Raw genomic sequence first — 24,734 nt, forward strand, 5'->3', positions numbered from 1 at the left:
GATCCTTGTCAGCATTTATATTCTTCGGGCAGGAGCGGGATCACTTCTTCCCGGGGGCCGAATTTTCTGACTCGGCCTTTTTCTATCCAGAGAATCTTGTCGGCTTTGGCGAGGTAATCTGAGTTGTTGGTAACGGCGATCACCGTGGATTTGCCTCGGAGTTCGTCCAGCAGATCAATGAAGACTTCCCGGTCCTCGAAATCTGCCCGTTCCATGGTCTCATCAAGCAGTAACAGTGGAACCTGCTTGATAAGTGTTCTGGCCAAGTTGAGCTTCTTCAGGAAGGTGATGGGCATCTGTTTGATCTGGTAGTCGCCGATACGGGTGTTGAGGCCGTCGGACAGGGCTTCCACTTCATCCAGAACACCGGCGCGCAGACAGGCGTCCTGCAACTCGCCATCGGTTGCCACCGGATTGATCAGGCGCAGGTTCTGGGCAATGGTGCCATAGAAAAATTGAGGTTCCTGTGGCGTATAGCCGATGGATCGTCTGAGGGATAACGGGTCCATCTGTCTCAGGCTGGTGTGGTCGAGACTGATGCGACCGGCCTGGGGCTTATACAGGCCCATGATGAGTTTGAGAATGGTGGACTTGCCTGCTCCATCGTGGCCGACAATACCCAAGATCTCGCCATGGGATACGGAGAAGCTGACACCGAGCAGTGCCGGGTACGCCTCTTTCATGTAACGGATGGAGACCTGTGAGAACTCGACATTGCCACGTAGCTCTCTGCTGAGGGTCAGCAAGGATTCCGTGTGTTGCTCGATGTCCAGATTCATGAGTCGGTCGACCTGTCGCACACTCTTGTTGATGCGCTCCAGTTGGAGCATGACCACGAAGCCGGACCGCAGCGGAGAGAGTACCCGCCAGACAAGAATCATGCAGGCCACCAGCGCTCCCATGGTCATGCTGCCTGCCAGTACATTGTTGACCGAAACGGCCATGGTGCCCACGCCTGTACCCATGATCAGCGCGTTGGTCAGGATGTTGATCTGAGAGGCCAACTGTGCGGCTTTGTACCCCTTAGCTGCGCTTTCGGCCGAGAGTTGCCGGTAGCGGTTGTCCCACATTACCGGAGTACTGGTCTGCTTGATCTGTTCCATCTTCGTCAGCATTTCCATGACCAGTTCCTGCCTGGCTGAGCCTTGCGTGGACACTTCGGCGTTGGCGGCCTTGACCAGAGGCAGGTAGATGGCTGCCAGCAGTGCGAATAAACATATTGCCGCGAGTGGGACAAAGATTACGCTGCCGCCAAGAATGCCCATGACCACGATGAGCAGGATGATGAACGGTACTTCCAGCAGGGCCACAAAGGCCTGACCGGAGAAAAAGTCGCGTACCGAATCAAAGTCCTTGATGCGAGAGGCCTGCGCGCCGATGGAAGCCGACTCGGTGTAGGCTGGCGGCATGTACAGGATGCGGCGGAAAACCTCGTTACCAACGATGTTGCCCATTCGTGCGCTGACAAAGCTCAGGATACCGGACCGGATGAGGCGCAGGCCGAAGTCGCTGAAGATGAATACCAGCACTCCGACTACAATGTAGGCCAGCGTCTTGTTGTCGTTGAAAAATGGCATCTGGTCATAGATGGTCATGACAAACAGCGGGAGCGTCAGCGCCAACAGGCTGAGCAGGAAAGAGATGATGAGGCCCTGCCGCAAGGGCGAGCCGAATCGCTTGATGATCTTTATGAACCAGTCTCTTTGCTTGCGGTGCAATGAATGGCCGCGACTGTCCACCTGTGAGAAGAAGAACGCCGTGCCTTTCGTGGAGTCCGGGTGAATCTCGCTGTATGTTTTGGTGGTGGCGTCAAAGGCGAGTATGGTGTTGCCATCGCTCTTGGCCAGTACCAAGGCGTCGCCTGTATCCTTCAAAAACAGGCAGGGCAGGTGTTGCGGTTCCAGCGCGTTGAGGCTGGTTGCCATGGAGCGGCTGCCGAACTTGAGGTTGGCCATGACGTTGAGCAGGTCGGTCAGGTCAAGCTCCGGACTCAGGTGCGGCATGGATTCAGCCAGATGGTTGTCGGACCCACGCCACCCCAATGCATCAAGCAATGGAGGAATGCACGCGCCCAATCCGCCCGGCATGGTGAATTCAGAAGATACCGCACCCTGTTGCATTACTTCTCCTGATCCTTGTTGTCTTTTTTGCCCAGCACGAACGTCTTGTAATCCGTGACGTTGATGTGGTTCACCCACCAGTCGAGGATGGAGAGCTTCAGGCCGGAAACCATCTGCAATCTGCCTCGTTTGAAATCCTTGTAATAGTTGTCGATCATCTCCTGAAATTTGGCGTGCTGGCCCATGTGCATCGCCATCAACGGGGTCTCCATCTCTTTCATGATCTGCTGCTCATGACCGAAATGGATTTCAGCATATTCAATGAGGTTTTCGAAAATTTCCTCACCTCGATGGAGGTTGTAGAAGGACACGTCACGGTTGCTCAGGGCCTGGATGATGAGATTCAGATCAAGGGCGTACTGGGTGAACCGCTTGTGGTCATCGTCGATGATCTGGATGTTGATCTTGGAGATGATCCCCGAGACATCGGCCCAGAGTCGGCCCGACTGGAGCACCCATCGTCTCCATGCCAGCTCTTTGGGATCCATGTTCTGCTGTTGGGTTAGAAGCATTGCTCTGCCTCCTGTTCCGTCAGGCGTCCGTCTGCAATGGTGTAGACCGTGTCGGCCTTCGCCAGAATAACCGGATCGGATGTGGCAATGACCATGGTGCATTGTCCCTTGAGCTTGTCGAGCAGCCAGTAGAAGTGCTCTTCACTTTCTGCATCCATGGCATAGCTGGCCCTGTCCATGAGCATGATGCGTGGCCGTATGGCCAGCGAACGGGCCAGACATATGCGCTGAATCACACCCGAAGGGAGAAATTCATAGAGCCTGTTGCCCACATGGGTTTCATAACCGTGTGGCAAGTCCGAGAGGATGGTGTCCAGACCGAGCAGGGATGCTGCGTCCAGAGCGGCGTCTCGGTGCGCCGGATTGAACAGTGTCAGGTTCTCGAAGATGGTACCGTTGAACAACGTGCCGTTCTGGGGAATGAACTCCATACGCCCCTTGTAGTCGTTGTGGCAGATGTCCTGGATGTTGGCATCATCGATATACACTTCGCCCTCAGTGGGCTTGAGCATTCCGTAGATCAGGTTGAGTAGCGTCGTGGTCCCCCGTGAGCCTTGGGTGTTCAGGCAGACCATGCGTCCCTTGGAGACATGGAGATTGAGGTCTTTCAGAACGTACGGAGACTTTTCGTCATATCGGAAAGACACCTTCTTCATCTGGATGACCCCGGCGATTTCACTGGCCAGACATGGTGCGGTCGGGTCGTATTCTTCGCCAAGATCGGCAATGCCCTTGATCTGTTCCTTGGCGATCTTGATGTCAGCGTGCCGTACCCAGAACGATGCCAGAGACTTGAACGGCGAGAAGAAACGGCCACTGAGCAGGGTGCAGGCTGCGAGGCTACCGAGCGTCATCTGCCCGCTGATGGCCTGACTGCCGCCAAAGAAGAGGACCCCAAACAGGATGAACTGGGAGAACATGTTGCCCAGACTCACGGGCAGGTTGCCCACAAAAATGACGTCGTAATCTGCCTTGGCACCGTCCGCCTTGAGGCGTTCATGGCGGCGGAGCATGGATTCCTCAAGGGTGATGGACTTGATGGTGTGGATACCGCTCAAGGCCTCCACCAGAAAGTTGTAGCGGCGATCGCCGATGGTCTTTTGTCGGATTCTGTCCTTGCTGTACCGCGCCCTGATGAAGCTGATGATGATCAGATACAAAATGGCCATGCCGCCAGCGTATGCGGCCACCATTCTTCCTCCGAGAAAGCCGATGACACCGAGGAACAGCAAGGCAAACGGGAGGTCCATGATCAACTGGAACGCTTGGCCTGCGTAAAATGACTTGAGTGCGGAAACGGCGCGAAGGCGGTCGAGGTGAACACCGGCACCATCGCGTTCGAACTCTTCGAGGTTGCTTGTGAGCCATCTCGAGACACAGGCGTGTGCGAGGCTATGCTCGAACCGGGCGGAAATCCAGTTGACGATGGTTGAACGGCAAATGCGCAGGATGGAGTCCAGAATCAGCGCGCCAAAGAAACCGATAACGAGCCACAGCAGGGTGGACACGGCTTTGTTGGGGACGATGCGGTCATAGACCTGCATCAGGATGATGGGCAGCGCCAGTGAAAGGACGTTGATGCCAATCGATGCGAGGAGGAGGTCCGGCGAGCTACGCAGGAAGAGCGGCATGGAGACGATGTCCCTGAGGAGCCCCCGCTTCTGTTTGAAATAGGATAAGTCCATCGCGTTTCACTTGCTTCAGGTTACAGCTTTTATACAACCATACAATAAGCAAAACAAAATCGCGATGATAATATGCGCCCCTGTAACAGGGGCGCATATTTGAATGACTCTTTACCAGTCAGAATTGTCTTGGAAGTCTTCGGCGTCCTGGTCAAAGGCATCAAGGGTGTCGTCGCTTTCGATTCCTTCCTGGTCGTCGTCTTCTCGTTGTTGCCCGCGCCCCCGACCGCCTTCATCGTCTTCTATTTCGTCGGTCCAGCCGCCTGCCATGTCGGCATCTCCGTCCATGGGATCGTCGGATTCGGTCTGGTCAGTCCAACTGTCTGAACCTTCGCCGCCGTCCTCGTTGTCGAACAGGAAGAAGTCGGTTTCCAGAGCATCGTCTCCGCCACCATCATCTACACGTTCATCGTAGAACTGATGGTCTTCGGTCACACCGGGCGGGGCATCGTCCAAGCCGTTGCCGATTCCCATGTTGCCCTTGGGGCCGCCTTGGTCAGCGCCACCGTCATCGGCTCCGGCGTCTGATTCCTGATCGCCGCCCTTGCCTTGGTCCGGTCCTTCTTCAACCTGACCCCAACGGTTTCCTTGGCCACCTTCGGCATCATCGCCGGTGGCAGAATCATCTTCACCGCCGCGCCCGCGACCTTGACCTCGGCCGCCATCGTCATCTGTTCCAGTAGCAAAGTCGCCGCCGTCTCCAGCATCGTCTCCGCTGCCGTCATCTACGCGTTCATCGTAGAACTTATGCTCTTCGGTCACACCGGGAGGGGCATCGTCCAAGCCGTTGCCGATTCCCATGTTGCCCTTGGGGCCACCTTGGTCTGCGCCACCGTCATCGGCTCCAGTATCTGATTCCTGATCGCCAGCTTGACCTTGATCCGGTCCTTCTTCGACCTGGCCCCAACGGTTGCCTTGGCCACCATCGGAATCATCGCCGGTGCCGGAGTCATCGTCATTGTCGTTTTGACCTTGTCCCTGTCCTTGGCCTTGACCACCTTCATCGTCCGGTCCTCCGTCAACCTGTCCCCAGCGGTTGCCGGGGCCATCTTCGCCGCCGGAATCATCCCGATCTTCATCGGGATCAGGAGCCGGAGGCTCCGGTTCAGGTTCTGGCTCGGGCTCCGGAGTGGGCTCAGGCTCAGGTTCCGGCTCCGGTTCTGGAGTCGGTTCAGGTTCTGGCTCGGGCTCCGGAGTGGGCTCAGGCTCAGGTTCCGGCTCCGGTTCTGGAGTCGGTTCAGGTTCTGGCTCGGGCTCCGGAGTGGGCTCAGGCTCAGGTTCCGGCTCCGGTTCTGGAGTCGGTTCAGGTTCTGGCTCGGGCTCCGGAGTGGGCTCAGGCTCAGGTTCCGGCTCCGGTTCTGGAGTCGGTTCAGGTTCTGGCTCGGGCTCCGGAGTGGGCTCAGGCTCAGGTTCCGGCTCCGGTTCTGGAGTCGGTTCAGGTTCTGGCTCGGGCTCCGGAGTGGGCTCAGGCTCAGGTTCCGGCTCCGGTTCTGGAGTCGGTTCAGGTTCTGGCTCGGGCTCCGGAGTGGGCTCAGGCTCAGGTTCCGGCTCCGGTTCTGGAGTCGGTTCAGGTTCTGGCTCGGGCTCCGGAGTGGGCTCAGGCTCAGGTTCCGGCTCCGGTTCTGGAGTCGGTTCAGGTTCTGGCTCGGGCTCCGGAGTGGGCTCAGGCTCAGGTTCCGGCTCCGGTTCTGGAGTCGGTTCAGGTTCTGGCTCGGGCTCCGGAGTGGGCTCAGGCTCAGGTTCCGGCTCCGGTTCTGCGGGAGAGGCTGTCGGTGTCGTGGATTCCACGGCATCAGAGGGGGCGTCGGTCTCAGCGGCCTCTGCTGTGTCCTCCGCTACAATGGGTTCCGCTTCAGTCGTGGCAGCTTCGGTTGCTGCTTCGGCTGCTGGGGCGGTTCCACTTGAAACAGCGGAATCAGCACCTTCTCCAGCTTGGGATTGAGCAGTGGTTTCATCTTCGGCTGCGGGGACATCTTCTGAAACAATTCTGGGGCCGCCTGTCGGACGAGGCGTTTCTGTGGCGGTGGGAGCAGGCCGATCTATGTCACCTGTTGGAAAAGTTGTCTCTTCGCCAGATGCGGCAGCGGTGCCGGGCGAAGTTGCTGCTGCAGAACCCTCATCAGTGAATTCGGTTTGGCTCTCACGGGTAAGGTCGCCTTCGGTCGAGGCGGTACCTTCACCGGTCTGCTCGTCGTCAGTCGAGGGCCCACCTTCTTGTGTGCCGCCTGCCAATAAGGTTCCAGCGAGATCAGATGAGTCGAGACCCTCTCCATCTACACCCTGCAATTCGGCTTGCTCTTCTGCTGACAAATCCTTCTTTTTCGCGTCCTGCAGAACCGTCAGCTCATCAAGCTCCCGTTGCTCTTCATTACGATCTTGTTCATCAGCCATGACATCTCCGGGTTGTCATTCTGGGATACTATTTGAATACGTCTTCATCTCAGAAGAAATCAATTAGTATTCCTTTCTGTCTTTATAATAACTATTCCTAGTTAGAGCAAGCTTATTAGCACCTAGCAACGCTAAATGCTGGAGTGACTTACTTGGAACTAAAAAAAGAAGAGTAACCCCCTTTTCTCAAATACATAAAACGTATAATGAAAGACGTATCCATTTGAACAACGCAATCGAAGGGCTGACGTAGATGGTTCGTTTCATAGTTTACTGTCTTTGTTTCATGATGCTGTTAGCAGTACCTGCTATGGCACAGGATATGGTGATTACTTACCGTTCTCCGGAGAGCATCAATGACAGTCGATATAACTATGACACAGAAGCCTTGGAGTTGGCTCTGGAAAAGACCAGCGACACGTGGGGTGGGTACTCACTCCTCCCCAGTCCTGTGATGAACTTTCCTCGTGCCATTGATTTCCTCAAAGGACACGAACTCGACAATCCGATGTTCAAACTGTCTGCCAGTGCCGAGTTGTGTGAAGAGTTCGAATACGTGCCGTTCCCGATTGATCTGGGTATCGTAGGATACAGAATGTTCTTCGTGTCAGACACCGTGAATTACAGGCTTTCCAAGGTGAAAAGCGTTAAAGAACTCAAGGAATTCTCAATCGGTCAGGGAGCTGGCTGGTTGGATGGGGAAATACTGGAGGCGGCAGGCTTCAAGGTGCGCGTGGCTCCCAACTATGAGAGCCTGTTTAACATGGTCGCCGAGCAGCGGTTTGAGTTGTTCCCAAGGGGAATCAACGAGGTGGAGTTGGAGTTCAAGTCTCACGACCACATTCCCGGATTCATGTTGAACCGGACAATAGGCATACATTATCCATTGCCCAGGTTCTTTTTCACCAACAAGAATGACAAGAAGGCCGCCCAGAGAATTTTCGAAGGATTGGTTATGGCCTATGAAGACGGGTCGCTAAAAGAGCTCTGGATGAAGCATTATGGACCGAGCCTTGAATTCGCGAAGATAGGCGACGTCACCTTTTTCGACGTTGAGAATCCGCTTTTGAAAGGCGTTGACCCATCATACAAGAAGTACATGCTGAAATTCGGCAGCCTTGAAAAATGATTCCCTTAATCCAGGTCGGGGTACTCTTCATCAAAGACTTCGATCTTTCGCTTGGCGCCCCATTGCAGATAGAGCAGGCGGGCTTCCTTTAAAAATCGTTTTGCGTCCTGATCGTTCCCGTTTCTCTGGTGGAATCGTGCCGCACATTCATTGGCCATGGCTTCATGGTGGATATACCCATTCTCTCTGGCGGCATCGATGGCCAATTCATAATGGAGGCGTGCGGCCTGCTTTTTGTCCTTGATGCGTTCGCGCTCTGCGTAGATGAGCAAATAGCGGTGTCGATAGTTCTCCATACAATGCTGGCGCCAGGTGTTCATCTGGTCAACATTGCGGTCGATGAGTTCGCCGTAGTGCGACTTCTCTTCATCCGTGAAATTTTCCCAGTTGTCTGTGAACACCAGTGTGCTGAAGAAAAAATGATCGGGGAACTGCATCAGACCGGGGTCGTGTGCCTTGAATTGTTCCGCCAGCAGAGCCGCTTCCATGGCGAGTTTCTTTTCCCCATACAGATAGTAGACCAGCGTCTTGGTGACGTTATGCCAGAACAGCCCCATATTAAACGGCATGGCTGCGAGGATGTCCTCGGTCTCCTTCTCGTTGTAATCAGGTGTGTCAAAGGACGTGCGGGTTCCGGTTTCTCCCAGCAGGTTGGTGATCTTCGACATCTGGGCGTGCATGATGTGGATCAGTGGGGCGAATTCCGCTTCGTGGATATAGTCGGCATACTTCTCGCCTGTCGCCTTCACTTGATCAAGGGAGTCGCCCTTGATGAGGCGGGCGTTGCGAATGAAGGACGCAGCCCATGCTCCCCACCAGATTTCGCCGGATTGCTGGCAGAATCGATGGGACTCCTCATAGAGCGGGATGTTGTTGCCAACGTGGTCCTTGTAGTGATTGACGAAGTTGCAATAGGTGTTGAGCACCTTCGGAGACAGCAGCGGGTCCGTGAACCGTTCCTTGAGTTCCATGGCCAGCTTGCCGAAGGTATAGGCAGCATCATAGTTCTTCTGCATGGTCTGAATCAGTGCAAAGAATATGTAGCCCACCGCAGTGACGGCGGATTGTCCGTAGGAGATGGAGAGCTGAATCAGCTTGATGGCCGGGAACAACACGCGCGGGTTCTCTGACATGAACAGGCAGACCCACATTTCGTGAAGGATGCCGCAGCAGACGATGATGTCATTATCTGTCATCTCGCTGCCGTTGGCGAGCTCCCTGAGGGCTTCTTCGCTCTCCGTGTGCTCGGAAATTTCTGAGAGAATCTCACCGCAGGCCGCGTCGTACATTTCCTGATCGTTGGGGATCACGATGTCGAAGAGGCGTAGCGCGATCAAGCCCAGCTCAATACCCCTGTCATAGGCGTAATCGTTTTGGCTGATGCGGATCATCAATTCGTACAGCTGCCCTTTGCTCTGCCGGTCAAGGACGAGCTCAACAGCCACGTCGAACATGGCGTTGGCCTTGGGCGTATCGCCACAGAGGAATTCGGCTTCGATGCCTTCGCGGTACAGCTGGAACATGGTGTTGGGGTGAGTGTACCATCCATCCCTGCCCATAAGCTCGATTCCCTGTTTGAAGTAATCGCGGGCAGCGTTATATGCCATGGACTTTTTGGCGTTCATTCCTGCCGACAGGTTGAGGGCTGCCAGCCACTCGATCTCGTTGCGGGAGGAGATGAGGTCAACACTGAGGTTGAGATGGTTCACGATGTCGAGCAGGGCTTCCCCGGTGGGGTCGTCTCCTGCGTTCTCTAGCAGCAGTTGTCCTGCGTTGAGGTGTGTCTTCTTCCGCTCTTCGGGCGAGAGCAGCAGGTAGGCTGCTTCCTGAATGCGGTCATGGGAAAAGGTGTAGCGTCCCTGTCCAATACCCTCGATGCTGCTGTCGTTGGGGACCAGACGGTAGTAGCTGCAGGCAATGTCCTGTGGGATGATCAGTTCTTCGGTGACGGCAACCCAGAGGCCTGCTGCGATCTCATTCTTGGGGGAGGAGCTGATGATGGACAGGGTCTCCAGATCAAAGTGGTTGCCAAGACAACTGGCAAGCCCCAGCAGATTTCGGGTGTTCTCCGGTAACGTCTCCAGCTTTTGCGCCAAAAGCACTGCCACGTTGTCACAGATAGCAATGGCGTCGACGTCTTCGTTCCAGATCCATCGCTGCTCAGCCGTGGAGAAAGCAAGTTGGTCGGTCTCGTAGAGGTTTGACAGGAGCCGCTTGATGAAAAATGGATTGCCGCCGGAATTCTTCTGAATCTGGGCAGCCAGCGAAACCACGTGGTCCACATCGCTCAGAAGGGTGTCGGCCACCAGCGATTGGGTATCCATCAGCGAAAGCGGGCCAATGGTGATGGTGGAGATCTGCGTATCCTGCAATTCCTTTTCGGCCAGCTCATCCAGTGTGAGCATCAGGGGATGAGACGCGGAAACCTCGTTGTCCCGGTAAGCCCCCAGCACGAGCAGATGTCGCGAGCCCGACCTGTCCATCATGATTGTCTTGAGCAATCCCAGCGAAGCGGGGTCGACCCATTGCAGGTCATCAAGGAACAGGGTCAGGGGATGCTCGGCGGTGCTTACCGTATCGAGAAAGCGCAGGACCAGCTTGCGGAAACGGGTCAGGGCTTCCATGCCGGTCAGCTCCAGCACTGGCGGTTGTGCGCCGATGATCAACTCAAGATTGGGAATGGCTTCCACCAGCACCTGTGCTTCGTCGCCAAGGGCGTTTCGGATGCGCTCGCGCCACGTCTTCAGCTGATCTTCCTCTTCCTTCACAAGGTAGTCGACGAGCTTGGAGAAGGCCCGCATGATCGGACCGTAGGGCGTGTGCTGATACTGGTCGAACTTGCCGGAGATGAAGTAGCCCTTCTTCTGTACGATAGGCTTGTGGACTTCCTTTACCAGCGAGGACTTGCCGATACCTGAGTAGCCGGCCACCAGCATCATTTCCCGTCTGCCCTGGCTGGCGCGATGGAACCCGTCCATGAGCTGGCTGATCTCATGCTCGCGGCCATAGAAATTTTGTGGAATCAGGAACCGTGCCTTCTCGCCGCTTGCATCCGGCTTGGCAAAGTCTTCATTGAGGACCTTCAATACCACATTGGCATTGTCCTCTTCTCGAATACCCCGATACACATGTGTATTCGGGCTTTCATATAATGATTCCCTGATTCGATAACCGTCTACCACTTGTTCGCTCCCCAAGTATTCAGCGTTAGTCATTGCTTTCATTCGACTTGAAAGCGTGACGTGCGTTTGTATCCCGAATACTCCCTATTACAAGTATACAATTGTTCCTTAAATGTGAATTATTATCAGTAAGGGGTCTTGATGAGGTAACAACGTCATTGGGTGCCTTGTTACGATTTGGTCACCAGTGCTTTTCGTGGCTGACATATCCTGCTATGTCTTAAGTATGAGAAAACTCGCTCTGCTGGTCCTGCTGCTAGCGCTTCTGGCGCAAGGCGTTCATGCAATGGAGCCAGATGTCATCGTCTATCCCCGGCCTGCCTCGGGCGGTGACACCCGGTTCGATTACCATCTCTCTTTGCTTAGGGAAGCACTGAATAGAACGGTTCCCGAGTATGGACCGTTTGAGCTTCATCCTTCTTCGCTGGTCATGAATCAATTGCGTCAGTTTGATCTGCTGGAAAGGGGAACTCCCGGACTGGACGTGAGTATCAAGCCTACCTCGGTCAAATGGGAACAGCTGTTGACTCCGGTGCGTATCCCACTTGGCAAGGGACTGCTCGGATGGCGAATCCTGCTTATCCGAAAAAGCAAGCAGGGAGCGTTTGCACAGGTTGAAAACATTGATGATCTGAAAGCGTACAAGGCCGGTCAGGGGTTCAGTTGGAGTGACGTGGAGATACTGCGGCACAACGGTCTGACCGTGGTTGAAGGCACAATGTATGAAGGGCTCTTCAGGATGCTGCTGTCTGATCGTTTTCAGTTCTTCCCCCGCGGGGTGGGCGAGGCGCTTGTCGAGTGGGATGAGCGTCACGAAGAACTCCCGCAGTTGCATGTGGAGGAAACCCTTCTCCTGCACTATCCCTTTGCCCGGTATTTCTGGACGGGCAACAGCGAACGAGGCCGGTTGCTGAACGAGCGTATCTACAAGGGGCTCGATTCCATGATTCGGGACGGCTCTTTTGATACGATGTTCCAGAACCATTATGGCGAGAGTATCCGCAGGGCGGGCTTGTCCGATCGTAAACTTATCCGCCTCGTCAATCCCAATATTCCTGTTTCCACCCCCATTGATCGCAAGGAACTTTGGTTCAATCCGTTTGCCGAGTAAGGCGATCTCCTCTTCTGTCTCATCACAAAGATGTTGTGCATCAGTTGCGAAATCTTCCTGAAAAGGCTTAAGCTGTTTTGTGATACAAAGTGAGGACAGCATGAAGTCAAACGAAGGAAAGATCAGGCTCGGTATTGCGAAATGCCTGCTGGGCGAGAAGGTGCGTTACGACGGTTCGCAGAAGCTGGATCGTTATCTCCGTGATACTCTTGGTCAGTACGTGGAGTGGGTTCCCGTGTGTCCCGAAGTCGAAACGGGCATGCCCATCCCTCGGGAAGCGGTCAGACTGGTAGGCGATTTGGACTCGCCACGCCTAGTGGGACGGCAGTCTGGAGAGGATTGGACCGATCGCATGCAGACATGGGGCAAGAAACGCCTTGAACAGCTTCAGAAGGATGACTTGTGCGGTTATGTCTTCAAGTACGGCTCGCCATCGAGCGGTATGGCCCGTGTCAAAGTGTATAACGATAAAGGAATGCCCCGGCATGATGGGCGGGGAATGTGGGCCGCCATGGTCATGGATGCCTTCCCCCATCTTCCCTTTGAGGACGACGGCCGACTGCATGATCCCCGTCTTCGAGAGAATTTTATCTCCCGGGTGTTCACCCTCAAACGGTGGCGCGACATCATGGCTGGAGGATACTCGGCCGGAAAACTGGTTGAATTTCATACCCGTCACAAGATGCTGATCATGGCACACAATGTCGAGTTGTATCGTGCCATGGGCAAGCTCGTTGCCAAGGCTGGCGAAGCCGGGAGCGATGAACTCTTTGAGGACTATTTCAACACGCTTTTCAAGGCCCTTTCCTACAAGCACACGGTCAAGAAAAACGTCAATGTCCTCGAGCACGCAATGGGGTACTTCAAAAAGGACCTGACTTCGGCTGAAAAGGCTGAATTGCTTGAACTCTTCGGGCAATATAAGACCGGACTCGTTCCTCTCGTAGTGCCCGTCACCATGATCAATCACTACGTCAGGAAATATGACAAAGAGTATCTGGCCAAACAATATTATCTCAATCCGTATCCAGCGGAATTGATGTTGCGAAATCAAGTATAAGACCAAGGCAATTCATCACATGGTCAATAAGAAGAGAATCTTTGCGTTGAACCGGAAACCGCTTGTTTCCGGGCCGATAATCTACTGGATGAGCCGCGAACAACGGGTTCACGACAACTGGGGGTTGCTCCATGCGCGGGAACTGGCCGGGAACGACCGTCCTCTGGTCGTGGCCTTCTGCCTTGCTCCGGCATTTCTGGGGGCAACTCTCCGGCATTACGATTTCATGTTTACCGGCCTTGAAAAGGTCGAGCAAGAGCTTGCCGATCATGGCATTCCCTTTGTTGTTCTGTCCGGTGATCCGGTAAAAACGCTGCCCCAGTTCGCTCGCGATCTCGGCGCAGGTGCGGTGGTCACAGACTTTGATCCTGTGAAAATCAAGCAGCAGTGGCAGGGCGGCATCGGCCAGCAGTTGGAAGTGCCGCTCATTGAAGTGGACGGACACAATGTCGTTCCTGCACGAGTTGTCTCCAATAAGCAGGAATACGCTGCGCGGACCATTCGGCCCAAAATCCACAAGCTCAGTCACGAGTTTCTGGAGGAATTGCCCCCACTGGAGCCTGTAACGGTTGGGGCGCCCTCGTTCGACCCGGTTGATTGGCAGGGTGTGCGCCAGTCCATGCAGGTGGACCGAAGTGTTGCCCCGGTGAACATTCGGCCGGGTGAAAAGGCCGGGCGAGATGCCTTGTCTGACTTCGTGCATAACCGTTTGCTGGGGTATGCAGAGAAGAGAAATGACCCCAACGAAGAGGCCACGTCACGGCTGTCCGCATATTTTCACTTTGGCCAGCTCGCACCGCAACGGGCAGCATTGGATGTGGCTGCTTCCGGCAAGGGGGAAGATCAGGCGTCCTATCTTGAAGAATTGATCGTTCGTCGAGAACTTTCCGATAATTACTGTCTGCATAATCCGAATTACGATTCGTTGCAGGGTGCAGCCCCTTGGGCTTTGAAGACGCTGAATGAGCACCGGGATGATCCGCGGGATTTTATCTACACTTACGAGGAGTTCGAGCAGGCAAAGACTCATTCCGGTTTGTGGAATGCGGCCCAGCAGCAGCTCCTCAAAACAGGTTTCATGCACGGTTACATGCGGATGTTCTGGGCCAAGAAAATACTTGAATGGTCTGCTTCTCCTGAGGACGCTCACGCTATCGCCTTGAGGCTCAATGACCGCTACCAGCTCGACGGACGTGACCCCAACGGCTATGTCGGCGTGCTCTGGTCCGTGGCCGGGTTGCATGATCGGGCATGGAAAACGCGGTCTGTCTATGGCTCCATCCGGTACATGAACGAGAACGGGTGTCGGCGAAAGTTCAACGTGGACGAGTATTGCCGTACGTGGTTGTGATCCTGAAACCTCGTTAGTATCCATTCTCATGACATTGACACGCCTGCCTGACGGTCGATACGTTGCAGGGTGATGCGATACGACGTTTTTACCAAATGGCTGCTGGCTATCTGTTTGCTCGGCTTGCTCGCTGCTCCGGCTTCCTTTGCCGGACAGGGACGCAAGCAGGTGCTTTATCTGAACTCCTACCAGAACGGGTATGGGTGGTCGGATAATATCCTTCATGGAATCCGCGAGACCTTCCGCAAAAGTCCCTACATGGTGGACCTTCAGGTGGAGTATATGGATGCCAAGAAGCATCCCGGCCCGGATAATCTGGAAATCCTCAAGCGACTGTTTACCAGTAAATTCAGCAAGACACGCTTTGACGCCATCATTGTCTCCGATAACGCTGCTTTCCAGTTTATCGTGCAGACCCATGAGGAGCTATTCCCCGGCGTACCTGTTGTCTTTTGTGGCGTAAACGACCTGCGTCCTGAAGTGCTTAAAGACCTGAAGGGGTTCTCCGGCGTCAGGGAAGAGCTGGATATCGTCTACAATCTGAATTTGGCCCTCAAACTCGATCCTAACAAGGAGAGGGTGGTCGTGGTCACGGACAGCTCGCTGAGTTCTCGCGCCATCGCAGCCCAGATACGGGCGGCCATCCCGGAATTCAAAGGGCGCCTGACCTTCGAGTTCTGGAAAGACGTTCCCATGGACGATCTGCTGGAGCGGAGCCGCGCACTGCCTGATAACTGTCTGCTCTTTTGCGTACCTTTTTATGTGGCCACCGAGGGTCAGTACCTGTCGGCCGGTGATGTGCTGGAGGCGCTGTACAGAAACTCGGATGCCCCCATCTACGGGGCGTGGCGATTCCTGCTGGGCCACGGCGTTGTGGGTGGTCGTTTGCTGGATGGTGCCAGTCAGGGACGCGCGGCCGCAGCCATGGTCGTGGAGAACCTGGATGGAAAATCCACTGACGGTCAGTTCCGTCGAGCCAAGGATGATTCACCCCTCGTTTTTGACTGGAAGGTCTTGGAGCGGTTCGATCTGCTTGAGGCCCCACTGCCTGCAGGAGCGGAGTTTATCAATCGCCCGGGGCGCACCTACGAGTTGGAGAAGTCGGTCGTCTGGTCTGTTGTCATTTTCCTGTTCACGCTCCTCTGTTTCTCCGTGATGATGACCACCAGCCGCCAGCGGGCCGTGCGCGCCGAAAAGGAGCTGGCCCTGTCTCGCGAGATGCTGCGCACCATCATCGATACCATCCCACAGCTTATTTACTGGAAGGACCTCAAGAGCCGGTATGTGGGTGTGAACCGACGTTTCGCAGACTTCTTCGGCCTGGGCAGCGTGGAAGAGGCCAAGGGCAAGGTGAACCGCGATTTCATCACCATTGAGGGCTTCATCGACAAGGGCGAGAAGATGGATAAGCAGGTCATGGAGCACAACACCCCCGTGCTCAATGAAGTCCTGACCTATGAGCGGGGCGATCAACGCGAACTTCATTTGGAGATCAGCAAGATTCCCCTTTACGATGACGAAGGGAATATTTCCGGTGTCCTGACGACGGCAGAAGACATATCCTCCCGCGTGGAGTTGGAGCGTGAGCTGATCCAGTCGCGCAAGATGGAGGCCGTGGGAACCTTTGTGGGCGGCATTGCCCATGACTTCAACAATCTGCTGACCACGGTCATCAACTCGGCCGAGCTCGCCCTCATGGACGCCGATGGTCAGGTGGCCGATGATGTGTCTCGTGCCAAGGCCGCGGCTGAGCAGGGCACCCAGTTGGTGCGCCAAATTCTTTCCTATGCCCGCCCGTCCCGGCAGGGGGCGGCCTTCATTGATGCCGCCGATCCTGTGAACGAGGCTCTGGATCTGGTGGAAGCCATGCTGCCGGATAACACCCATCTGGAGCGCGACGTACAGCATGATGTGGGCTGGGGCATGGCCGACCCTGCACACCTGCAGCAGATCGTCATGAACCTGTGTACCAACAGTCAGCATGCCATGCGCGAGAGTGGTGGCACCATTACCGTTCATCTCTCTGTGGAGAAGGTGATGGCCGGTGTCATCTCCCCTGGCCTGGCTCCCGGGCGCATGCTCCGGCTCAAGGTTCACGATAATGGTCCGGGCATCCCGCCTGATATGGCGGAGCGGGTGTTCGATCCTTTTTATTCCACCAAGGAGCGTGGCGAAGGAACCGGTTTGGGGCTGGCCATCGTGCAAGGCATTGTGCACGGCCATGGCGGGCTTGTCAGACTGGCCAGCTACCCCGGCGATACGGTGTTCGACATCCTCATTCCCTTTGCTGAAGGGGAGGCTGGACCGGAAGAGTCTGTCGAGGCTGTTTTAGAAGGCGTGGAGCGCATCCTGTTCGTGGAGGATGACAAGGATCAGCTTTCGCTCGTGCCGCGCGCCCTGACCGGGTTGGGGTATGATGTGGTCCCGGCCAACGGTGGGCAGGTTGCCTTGGATATTATGGCCTCGGGAGAGAATTTTGATCTGGTGGTGACAGATTTTGACCTTCCGGGCTTCCACGGCGTTGATCTGGCACGTACTTTGCGTCAGCTCGACCCTGATCTGCCGGTCGTTCTGGTTTCAGGCGGACGCGAGGCCGTAGCCGCTGCGCAAAGCGAGCCCGCCGTTGCGAAGATTGTGCTCAAGCCCTATACGGGCTCCTCGCTGGCAGCCGCCATCCGGCAGGTACTGGACGATACCGAAGTTTAACCATTAGGATTTTCACATGGCAAACGTACTGATCATCGACGACGACGCTCATCTCAATGAGACCATGGTCCGCATCATGGCCCGGCTCCAGTTGGAGGCGGATTCGGTGCGGACATTGGCCGAGGCCCGGCGGGCGCTTGAGCAGAATGATTATGAGCTGGTTTTTCTCGATGTGCGTTTACCGGATGGCAACGGGCTCGAAGCCCTGCCTACCATTCTGGAGGCTGCGTCCCGCCCGGAGGTGGTTATCCTTACAGGCAAAGGCGATCCGGATGGTGCCGAGCTCGCCATTCAGGCCGGTGCGTGGGATTATCTGCTCAAGCCTTCGTCTGTTAAGCAGACCATGCTGTGCGCCGAGCGCGCCCTGAAATACCACCGCCAGAAGATGTCCACGGCACCGTCTGAGACCATCGACCTGAGCAATATCGTTGGTGTTAGCGCCAAGATGGAAGCGTGTTACGAGCAGATCAGCCTTGCCGCCCGCTCTGACTCCAACGTGCTTATTACCGGTGAGACCGGTACGGGTAAGGAGTTGGTGGCCCAGACTATTCATCACAACAGTCAGCGCAAGAACGGCGAGTTTGTCCCTGTAGACTGTGCCTCCCTGAACAAGGGGTTGGTGGAGAGTGTCCTCTTTGGCCACAAGCGCGGGGCATTCACCGGGGCCGAGCGTGACCGCATCGGGCTGGTGCGTGTGGCGGATCGTGGCACCCTGTTCCTCGATGAAGTGGGGGATATGGACCTTTCCATTCAGAAAACGTTTTTGCGCGTGTTACAGGAGCGCACCTTCCGGCCAGTGGGTGACAGTAAGGAGACCTCCAGTAACTTCCGTCTCATCGCTGCCACCAACCGTGATCTCGATGAGGACGTAGCGCAGGAAGTGTTCCGAAAGGACCTGCTGTACCGACTCAAGACCATTCACATCAAGTTGCCTTCCCTGCGCGAGCGGGAAGGGGATATCCGGTTGCTGGCCATGTTCCGGGTCAACCAATTGGCGCGGCAGTATGGTCGCAAGGTGACATTGGCTCCGGAGACATTTGAAGCCCTTGCTTCGTATGATTGGCCCGGTAACGTGCGTGAACTCTTTGCCGCCATGGAGACCGCCTTCATCAAGGCTGACGGTGCTTCCCAGATCATTCCGCGTCACCTCTCTTCGCGGATGCGTATAGCCGCTACCCGTGCTCAGGTCGCAATGGCAGAACCTGAGGAAAATCAGGTCGCACCTGTGGCTGTATCCAATATGCCTGGACTCGGCTCCGAAGCTCCGGGCATGCAGGCCGTGGAAGCCGGCACCTCCCTCAAGGGGTTCAAAACCGACATGGAGCGTCATTATCTTGAAAGCCTGTGGGCGTTTACGGATGGCGACATCAAGCGCATGGTCTCCATCTCTGGGTGCTCCCAGTCGCATTTGTATTCCTTGCTGAAAAAAGCAGGCATTTCACTAAAGTAGACTTGTTTTTCTGAAAAAACAGAAAAGCACAAATCCATAAAAATAGGCGATTTGAGAGATGTTTCTCAACTCGCCTTGTTTTTTGGCAGATGGATTTGTCCATTTCCTGATTTTCAGAGACAGTTTTTGTTGATGTGTGGTCCATAATTCTTGTTTTTCAGAAAAAACGAGTTTGTGAGGACGGCTGAATAGTAGATTGTTTCAATAAGTTTTTAGAATTGTTGAGTATATTTGTTTGGCACGACGTTTGATATAAAAGAGACCGTGCGACCTCAACCTCGCCTTTGATTCCGGAGCCCGCAAACTCCGTGGGTCATGTAAATGGGGAAAGCGGGGGGCGTCCCGGGGCTTTTGTTAGCTCCTTGCTCCGGGACGCCGCTCCGACCCAAGTACGAGACCTTTCGGGCAACCGGTGAAAATATTTTAAATTACGCCCTCTTTTTGTGGCCGTCGCGGGATCACAAAAAGAGGCGTGGGTTGCGGACCCATTAGATGAACCGCCCTTCATTATGAAGGGCGGTTTTGCTTTTCCATTGTGCCTGAATGGATATAAAGGGGTCGCGTGATTGGTTGGGTGTATGCTATAGAAGACCCTGTACATCGGAAAGCTGTTTGTGATGTGGAGGGAAAGTTTTGAATTTCATTGAGATAAAAGGAACAGTTCGCCGGAAACTCATGTACCTCGTCGTATTGGCGACGTTGCCCATGTTCGGTGCTCTTTTGTGGATCAATATCCAGCAGCGCAATAACGATGTACGCATTGCTGAGAGCGAGACTGAGATTTTTGTCCGCGGCTTTAGTGAGGTGCAGGAGCGCACCACCGATTCCACGCGCAACCTGCTTCGAACCGTTTCTGCCATGTCCGAAATTCGAAATGGCGACGCGGAAGGGGCCAGGCGAGTCCTCTCCACGCTCCTTAAGGCCAACCCCATCTATACCAATGTGATCCTTGTGGATGCCAAAGGCGACGTGGTCGCCATGGGCAAGGGCAAAAACAAGGGTTTTAATTTTGCCGATCGCAAACAGTTCAAGGATGCCATGCGTACCGGCAAGTTCTCCCACGGCGAATACGTGGTGGGCAAGGCCTCGAATAAATCCATCTTCCCTTTCGGGATGCCCGTCTTTGATGAAAATGGAAAGCCTAACGGAGCCATAATCATTGGCGTGAATCTGGGGCATTACAAAGAACTGTTTGAGAAAGCTGCTCTTCCCAAGGGTGCCTTCATGGGGTTGAGCGATCACAAAGGCATACGACTGTTCCGTTACCCCTACCTGGATGATGATTCCATCGGCGTTCCTATCAGGCAGGCTGTGTTCGAGGCCGCGCATAAAGCCCAGGCTCCGGGTAGTGTCCATGCAAAGGCCACTGACGGCCTTGACCGCATCGTGGCTTTCGAGCCGATCCGGCTTACACCTGACAGTCCGCCTTATATGTACATGTTTGTGGGGTTGGATAGGGCACAGGTGCTGGAGCAGGCAGACCGGCAGTTGTTCAACAGTGTCATTGTGAGTGCCTTTTCCCTTTGTCTCGCTCTGTCAATGGCGTGGATACTTGGTTGGCGTACTATCGTCAGCCAGTTGGAACGTTTGACCTATGCCGCCCGTAAACTTGGTGAAGGCAAAGACGTTTCCAGCGGTGTCGACTATGAAGACGGTGAGATCGGTCAGTTGGCGCACACATTTGATGACATGGCCATGCTGTTGCGTAAGCGCGAAAATGATTTGCACGACGCCAAGGAAGCTGCGGAATCTGCCAACATGGCCAAGGATGAATTCCTGGCCAATATCAGCCATGAGGTCCGGACTCCGCTCAATGGTGTAATGGGTATGCTCCAACTCTTGCGAGAGACCCGGGTAGACAGCGAACAACAGTCCTTCCTTTCTACGGCTCTCCATTCCTCTCGCAATCTTTTGCGGGTGCTCAATGATTTGCTGGACTTCATCAAGGTGGGAGCCGGCAAACTGGAACTGTTCGAAGAGCCTTTTGAGCTGGAAGAGCTGGTGCGCCAGAGTGTGGATTTGTTCCGCCTTCAGGTAGAAGAGAAAGATATCGTCCTCAAGTATCATATCAGTGAGGCTGCCGAAGGGCAGTATATGGGTGATGTAGGGCGCATCCGTCAGATCCTTTTCAATCTCATCGGTAATGCGATCAAATTTACCGAATCTGGATCCATTGAGGTACAGGTCTTCACGCTCCCACATCCATCTGAGGATAGGGTTCGTCTCTTTTTCTCCATAGAGGATTCCGGCATCGGCATTCCGGATGACAAGATTGAATGCATCTTTGACGCTTTCACTCAGGTGGATGGCTCTCTTTCCAGAGGGCATCAAGGAACAGGGCTTGGGCTGCCCATCGTAAAGAAGCTGGTGAACCTCATGGGAGGAACCTGCGTCATCGAGAGTGAGCTGGGATCAGGCACCAATGTCATGTTTTGTGTGTTGGTGGTGAAAGTGACCCCCCTTTCCAGTGGCATTTATCAAGAAAGGGTCGTCGCTTCCAACGGCCCCCTCAATATCCTTCTGGTGGAGGATGAGAAGGTCAATCGCGTCATGGCCCAACGCCTGCTGGAAAAAATGGGACACCATGTGATCTGTGCAGAAAACGGCGAAGAGGGATTGGCCCGGTTGGACGAGGGAGACTTCGATCTGGTCTTCATGGATATTCAGATGCCGGTCATGGATGGATTGGAGGCTGTGCGACGTATTCGGACGGATGCCAAGTATGCTCATCTGGCAGATATACCTATTGTGGCGCTTTCCGCCCACGCTGCCGAAGAACACATCCGAAAGGCTCGCGAAGTGGGAATGAACGACTATGTGACCAAGCCTTTTGAAAAGGCCACTCTGGAAGAACTGTTGGCGACCATTGTTCGTCGATCTCGTGATTCCTGAAGTTGATATCTTTGCATAAAAAAGGCCCCGCTCCATTGAGAGACGGGGCCTTTTCTTGTTCTTGATCTTGGGTCAGGTGTTAGTCGTCACATGCTGTGGTGCTGCCGGGGATGGCGGGCAGGCTGAAGGAAAACTCGCTGCCTTTGCCCATCGTTGAATCAACCCAGATGGAGCCGCCGTAGTGCTCTACGATTTCTCGGCAGATTGCCAGTCCAAGGCCGGTGCCTTGATCGTGGACGTTGACCGTGTCGCCGCTTCTGAGCTTGTGGAATTTGTCGAACACGCGCTCCAGTTCATTCTCCGGAATACCTTCGCCCGTATCGGATACCGTTATGGTGATGGAGTCCAGATGAGACTTCAGGTTGACGCAGACATGTCCGCGAGCCGTGAATTTGAACGCGTTGTTAAGCAGGTTGCCGATAACCTGTTGGATCTTATCCGGGTCGGCGTGAATGGGAGGCACGGATTCGGGCAGATCAGTGATGAGATCCACCTCGGACTTGTCCGCGAAGGCACCGGATTGGGCGTTGACCGCCTGCCGTACGATGGCGCAGGGGTTGAGGAACGTATCATTCCACACCGTCTTGCCCGATTCGATCTTGTTGATATCCAGAAAGTCGTTGATGAGACGAGTCAGGCGCTCGCCTTCACTCTCGATAATCCCGAGATTCGCCTTGATTCTGCGTCCCTTCTTTTCTTGCTGGGAGGATTTGGCGAGAGGGAGAAAATGGCGGGTGAAATCCTTGCCCGTGAGCTTGGCAAAACCACGAATTGAGGTCAGCGGCGTACGTAATTCGTGGGATATGGAGGAGACCAGACCGGACTTGATCTTGTCCAGTTCCGTGAGCCGACGATTGACCTTTTCCAGTTCCGCCGCCTTTTTCTCCAGCTCCGATGTACGCTTGATAACCTTGCTCTCCAGTTCTTCGTTAAGGTGCGTCAGAGCTTCTTCATTGGCTTTACGCTCGATGGCCAGAGCCACCTGACCGGAGACGGTCTCCAGCAGAGCCACGTCGGCTTTGGTGTAGCGATGCGGGTCCGTGTAGTGCTGAACCGTCATGGTGCCGATGATCTTGTCCTTGATCTTGAGGGGCACACCTACCCATGATTTAGGCATGGTGCCAATCATCCCGATGCGGTCCCATTCCTTGAGGGCCTCAGGGTCGGCTGCGGAGAGAAACAGGGTCTTGCCTGTACGAATGATCTCCACTGTGGGACTGCTGACTTTTGAATCGCTGATGTTCTCGATGGTCGTGTATTCATCCACGTTGTCGCGGACATAGGTCACAGAGATTCTGTCTTCCTCTGGCTGGTAGAGAGAAATGAAAAAGTTGGTGGCATCGAGGACTTCGTCCAGGCTGTTGTGGATCTGCCCGTACAGCTCTTGAAGATCCTGAGTGGTACTGACCGCCTTGGAGATGGCGTAGAGAGCATTGGTGGTCTGTTCATGGACCTTGCGGTCGGTGATGTCGGTGTGGGTGCCCGCCATGCGGTACACCTTGCCGTTCTCATCCTTGGCGCCAGTGCCACGTCCGTGAATCCAGCGGTAGGTGCCATCCTTGTGCCGGAGCCGGTAAACCACCTCAAACAGGTCTACCTTGCCATCAATACACTCCATATTTGCAGCGATGGTGTGTTCAAGGTCGTCCGGATGCACATGACTGGTCCACGACTCGGCCACGTTCGGGAACTCTTCATCAGCATAGCCCAGCATTTCTTTGTAGCGCGGGGAAAAATATACTTCGTTGGTCTCAAGATCCCAGTCCCACAGCCCGTCATTGGCTCCCTTTACCACCAGCTCATAGCGGGCCTCACTGGCAAGAAGAGCTTTTTCAGCGAGCTTCCGGTCAGTGATATCCAACATGGAGCAGATGCGGTCTTCTGAGCCAGGGATGAGCTGGACGAATACGTGGATGTGTTTTCTTTCGTCGTCAGCTGTCAGGCAGGTAAATTCATAGTCACCCGGAGTGCTGCTGTCGCCCTGGGTCCGTCTTTCGTGATAGCTGCGTGCCAGCTCCAAATCCTCAGGATCCACGATGGAAAACCAGCTTCGCTTGCCTTCAATCTCTTTCTTGGGCAGTCCGACGATTGCTTCGAATTGTGGGTTGCAGCTCTTGATGATGGACTTCTGGTCCACGATTGCCATGGCCGTACCGGTGCTGCCGAACAGGGTGCGGTAATATGTCTCGCTTTCGCGGAGCGCCTCTTCTGCTTTAACAGCTTCGGTAATGTCGATGAGCGAGCAGATGCGGTCCTTGGAGTCGGGAACCATCTGAATGAAAATCTGGACCTGCTTTTCCTTGCCGTCGAGAGTGACGAATGGACTCTGGTAGGTGCAGGGCATGTTGCTCGTCGCCATGGGGTCGAGATTGTCGCAGTCGCCGACCTGACGGATTCTCTCCGGTCGGATGAAGTCCATCCATGACTTTTTACCTTCCACTTCTTCGGAAGGATAGCCGGACAGGATAGAAAATTGGGTGTTGATCTGGGAAATGATGGCATCTTCGCCGAAAATGGCCATGGCCGTTCCGGTGTGCTCGAACAAGGTGCGGTAGTGGGTGGCGCTTTGCTTAAGGGCTTCTTCCGTTTTCTTGAGAGCGCTCAGATCGATGATGGCGCCGCGCAGGCCGATGGGCTTGTCGTCTTCATATATGCCCTGGGAAAAGACGCGGATGGGAAAGATGTGACCGTCTTTTCGCAATGCCTTGTATTCATGCCCTGGAGAGAGCCCATCACGGATGGATTTGAGGGCATTGCGCTTGGCCCGATCCAGATCATCGGGATGAACGAAGTTGCCGAGACTCTTGCCTAAAACTTCGTTTTTTGTCGTTGCGCCGAACAACTCCATGATACGTGCGTTGACGTAGGTCAGCCGTAACTCCAAATCCACTTCGTAGACGGCCTGGGGCAGTCCATCCAGAAATCGATGGTACTCGACGGTACCTGGTTCGTTACTGGGGAAAGAGCGGCTTTCAGAGAGTTGCGCGCGTAATGCCTTTAGTTCGGCGATAAGTTCCTTTTTGCTTTTCTGTTCGTCGCTCATGTAGGCTCCGGAAGATAATCGTTCGTCAACCATATATGTGATTAGGGAAAACGGCAAATGAAACAAGAAGGTTTGTTGAAAACTGTTACATAATTTATAATG

13 protein-coding genes are annotated in these 24,734 nt (G+C 54.7%); 7 read left to right on the forward strand and 6 right to left on the reverse strand.

Annotated elements, in window-relative coordinates; translation table 11 throughout:
- Positions 1 to 8: 8 nt before the first annotated feature.
- The 4 genes from HFN16_RS10995 to HFN16_RS18835 all read right to left on the reverse strand — a co-directional run bounded on the left by HFN16_RS10995 (position 9) and on the right by HFN16_RS18835 (position 6,708).
- Complete coding sequence (locus HFN16_RS10995) at positions 9 to 2,120, reverse strand: ATP-binding cassette domain-containing protein (protein ID WP_168890796.1); 2,112 nt, start codon at positions 2,118 to 2,120, stop codon at positions 9 to 11.
- Positions 2,120 to 2,632, reverse strand: coding sequence for a hemerythrin family protein (locus tag HFN16_RS11000; protein WP_168890797.1), 513 nt, complete (start codon positions 2,630 to 2,632; stop codon positions 2,120 to 2,122). Before HFN16_RS11000 ends, HFN16_RS10995 begins: the two co-directional genes overlap by 1 nt.
- Entirely contained in the window at positions 2,623 to 4,317 is a 1,695-nt protein-coding gene (locus HFN16_RS11005) for an ABC transporter transmembrane domain-containing protein (protein ID WP_168890798.1), read from the reverse strand. Before HFN16_RS11005 ends, HFN16_RS11000 begins: the two co-directional genes overlap by 10 nt.
- A 111-nt stretch (positions 4,318 to 4,428) precedes the next feature.
- A complete protein-coding gene (locus HFN16_RS18835) occupies positions 4,429 to 6,708 on the reverse strand; it encodes a hypothetical protein (RefSeq protein WP_210772188.1) in 2,280 nt (759 codons plus the stop codon).
- Positions 6,709 to 7,018: 310 nt separating this feature from the next.
- On the opposite strand from HFN16_RS18835, the gene HFN16_RS11015 reads away from it, so the two are divergent.
- Positions 7,019 to 7,837, forward strand: a complete 819-nt coding sequence (locus HFN16_RS11015) for a hypothetical protein (protein WP_168890799.1) — start codon at positions 7,019 to 7,021, stop codon at positions 7,835 to 7,837.
- 5 nt (positions 7,838 to 7,842) lie between these two features.
- Here HFN16_RS11015 and HFN16_RS11020 read toward each other — a convergent pair whose 3' ends face one another.
- Positions 7,843 to 10,929: an AAA family ATPase gene (locus HFN16_RS11020; RefSeq protein ID WP_168890800.1), complete on the reverse strand. Its 3,087-nt coding sequence runs from the start codon at positions 10,927 to 10,929 to the stop codon at positions 7,843 to 7,845.
- Positions 10,930 to 11,245: 316 nt separating this feature from the next.
- On the opposite strand from HFN16_RS11020, the gene HFN16_RS11025 reads away from it, so the two are divergent.
- The 6 genes from HFN16_RS11025 (at position 11,246) to HFN16_RS11050 (ending at position 21,589) form a co-directional block, all read left to right on the forward strand.
- A complete protein-coding gene (locus HFN16_RS11025; protein ID WP_168890801.1) occupies positions 11,246 to 12,130 on the forward strand; it encodes a hypothetical protein in 885 nt (294 codons plus the stop codon).
- Between the two features lie 100 nt (positions 12,131 to 12,230).
- Positions 12,231 to 13,190 carry a DUF523 and DUF1722 domain-containing protein gene (locus HFN16_RS11030; protein ID WP_168890802.1) on the forward strand — a complete coding sequence of 320 codons (960 nt, stop codon included), beginning with the start codon at positions 12,231 to 12,233 and terminating at the stop codon, positions 13,188 to 13,190.
- A 19-nt stretch (positions 13,191 to 13,209) separates the two neighbouring features.
- Positions 13,210 to 14,541 carry a deoxyribodipyrimidine photo-lyase gene (locus tag HFN16_RS11035; RefSeq protein ID WP_168890803.1) on the forward strand — a complete coding sequence of 444 codons (1,332 nt, stop codon included), beginning with the start codon at positions 13,210 to 13,212 and terminating at the stop codon, positions 14,539 to 14,541.
- A 72-nt stretch (positions 14,542 to 14,613) separates the two neighbouring features.
- Complete coding sequence (locus HFN16_RS11040; RefSeq protein ID WP_168890804.1) at positions 14,614 to 17,247, forward strand: PAS domain-containing sensor histidine kinase; 2,634 nt, start codon at positions 14,614 to 14,616, stop codon at positions 17,245 to 17,247.
- 16 nt (positions 17,248 to 17,263) lie between these two features.
- Complete coding sequence (locus tag HFN16_RS11045; RefSeq protein WP_168890805.1) at positions 17,264 to 18,697, forward strand: sigma-54 dependent transcriptional regulator; 1,434 nt, start codon at positions 17,264 to 17,266, stop codon at positions 18,695 to 18,697.
- A gap of 633 nt (positions 18,698 to 19,330) precedes the next feature.
- A complete protein-coding gene (locus HFN16_RS11050) occupies positions 19,331 to 21,589 on the forward strand; it encodes a hybrid sensor histidine kinase/response regulator (RefSeq protein WP_168890806.1) in 2,259 nt (752 codons plus the stop codon).
- Positions 21,590 to 21,668: 79 nt separating this feature from the next.
- On the opposite strand, the gene HFN16_RS11055 is transcribed toward HFN16_RS11050, so the two are convergent.
- Entirely contained in the window at positions 21,669 to 24,632 is a 2,964-nt protein-coding gene (locus HFN16_RS11055; protein WP_168890807.1) for a PAS domain S-box protein, read from the reverse strand.
- Positions 24,633 to 24,734 lie beyond the last annotated feature (102 nt).

It is taken from the genome of Pseudodesulfovibrio sp. zrk46 (genome assembly GCF_012516435.1).
Classification (GTDB): Bacteria; Desulfobacterota; Desulfovibrionia; order Desulfovibrionales; family Desulfovibrionaceae; genus Pseudodesulfovibrio.

Coding starts and splice junctions, on each gene's coding strand:
- HFN16_RS11035 (WP_168890803.1), top strand. CDS start 13,210: ATGGTCAATAAGAAGAGAATCTTTGCGTTGAACCGGAAACCGCTTGTT.
- HFN16_RS10995 (WP_168890796.1), bottom strand. CDS start 2,120: ATGCAACAGGGTGCGGTATCTTCTGAATTCACCATGCCGGGCGGATTG.
- HFN16_RS11015 (WP_168890799.1), top strand. CDS start 7,019: ATGGCACAGGATATGGTGATTACTTACCGTTCTCCGGAGAGCATCAAT.
- HFN16_RS11025 (WP_168890801.1), top strand. CDS start 11,246: ATGAGAAAACTCGCTCTGCTGGTCCTGCTGCTAGCGCTTCTGGCGCAA.
- HFN16_RS11005 (WP_168890798.1), bottom strand. CDS start 4,317: ATGGACTTATCCTATTTCAAACAGAAGCGGGGGCTCCTCAGGGACATC.
- HFN16_RS18835 (WP_210772188.1), bottom strand. CDS start 6,708: ATGGCTGATGAACAAGATCGTAATGAAGAGCAACGGGAGCTTGATGAG.
- HFN16_RS11045 (WP_168890805.1), top strand. CDS start 17,264: ATGGCAAACGTACTGATCATCGACGACGACGCTCATCTCAATGAGACC.
- HFN16_RS11030 (WP_168890802.1), top strand. CDS start 12,231: ATGAAGTCAAACGAAGGAAAGATCAGGCTCGGTATTGCGAAATGCCTG.
- HFN16_RS11040 (WP_168890804.1), top strand. CDS start 14,614: ATGCGATACGACGTTTTTACCAAATGGCTGCTGGCTATCTGTTTGCTC.
- HFN16_RS11000 (WP_168890797.1), bottom strand. CDS start 2,632: ATGCTTCTAACCCAACAGCAGAACATGGATCCCAAAGAGCTGGCATGG.
- HFN16_RS11055 (WP_168890807.1), bottom strand. CDS start 24,632: ATGAGCGACGAACAGAAAAGCAAAAAGGAACTTATCGCCGAACTAAAG.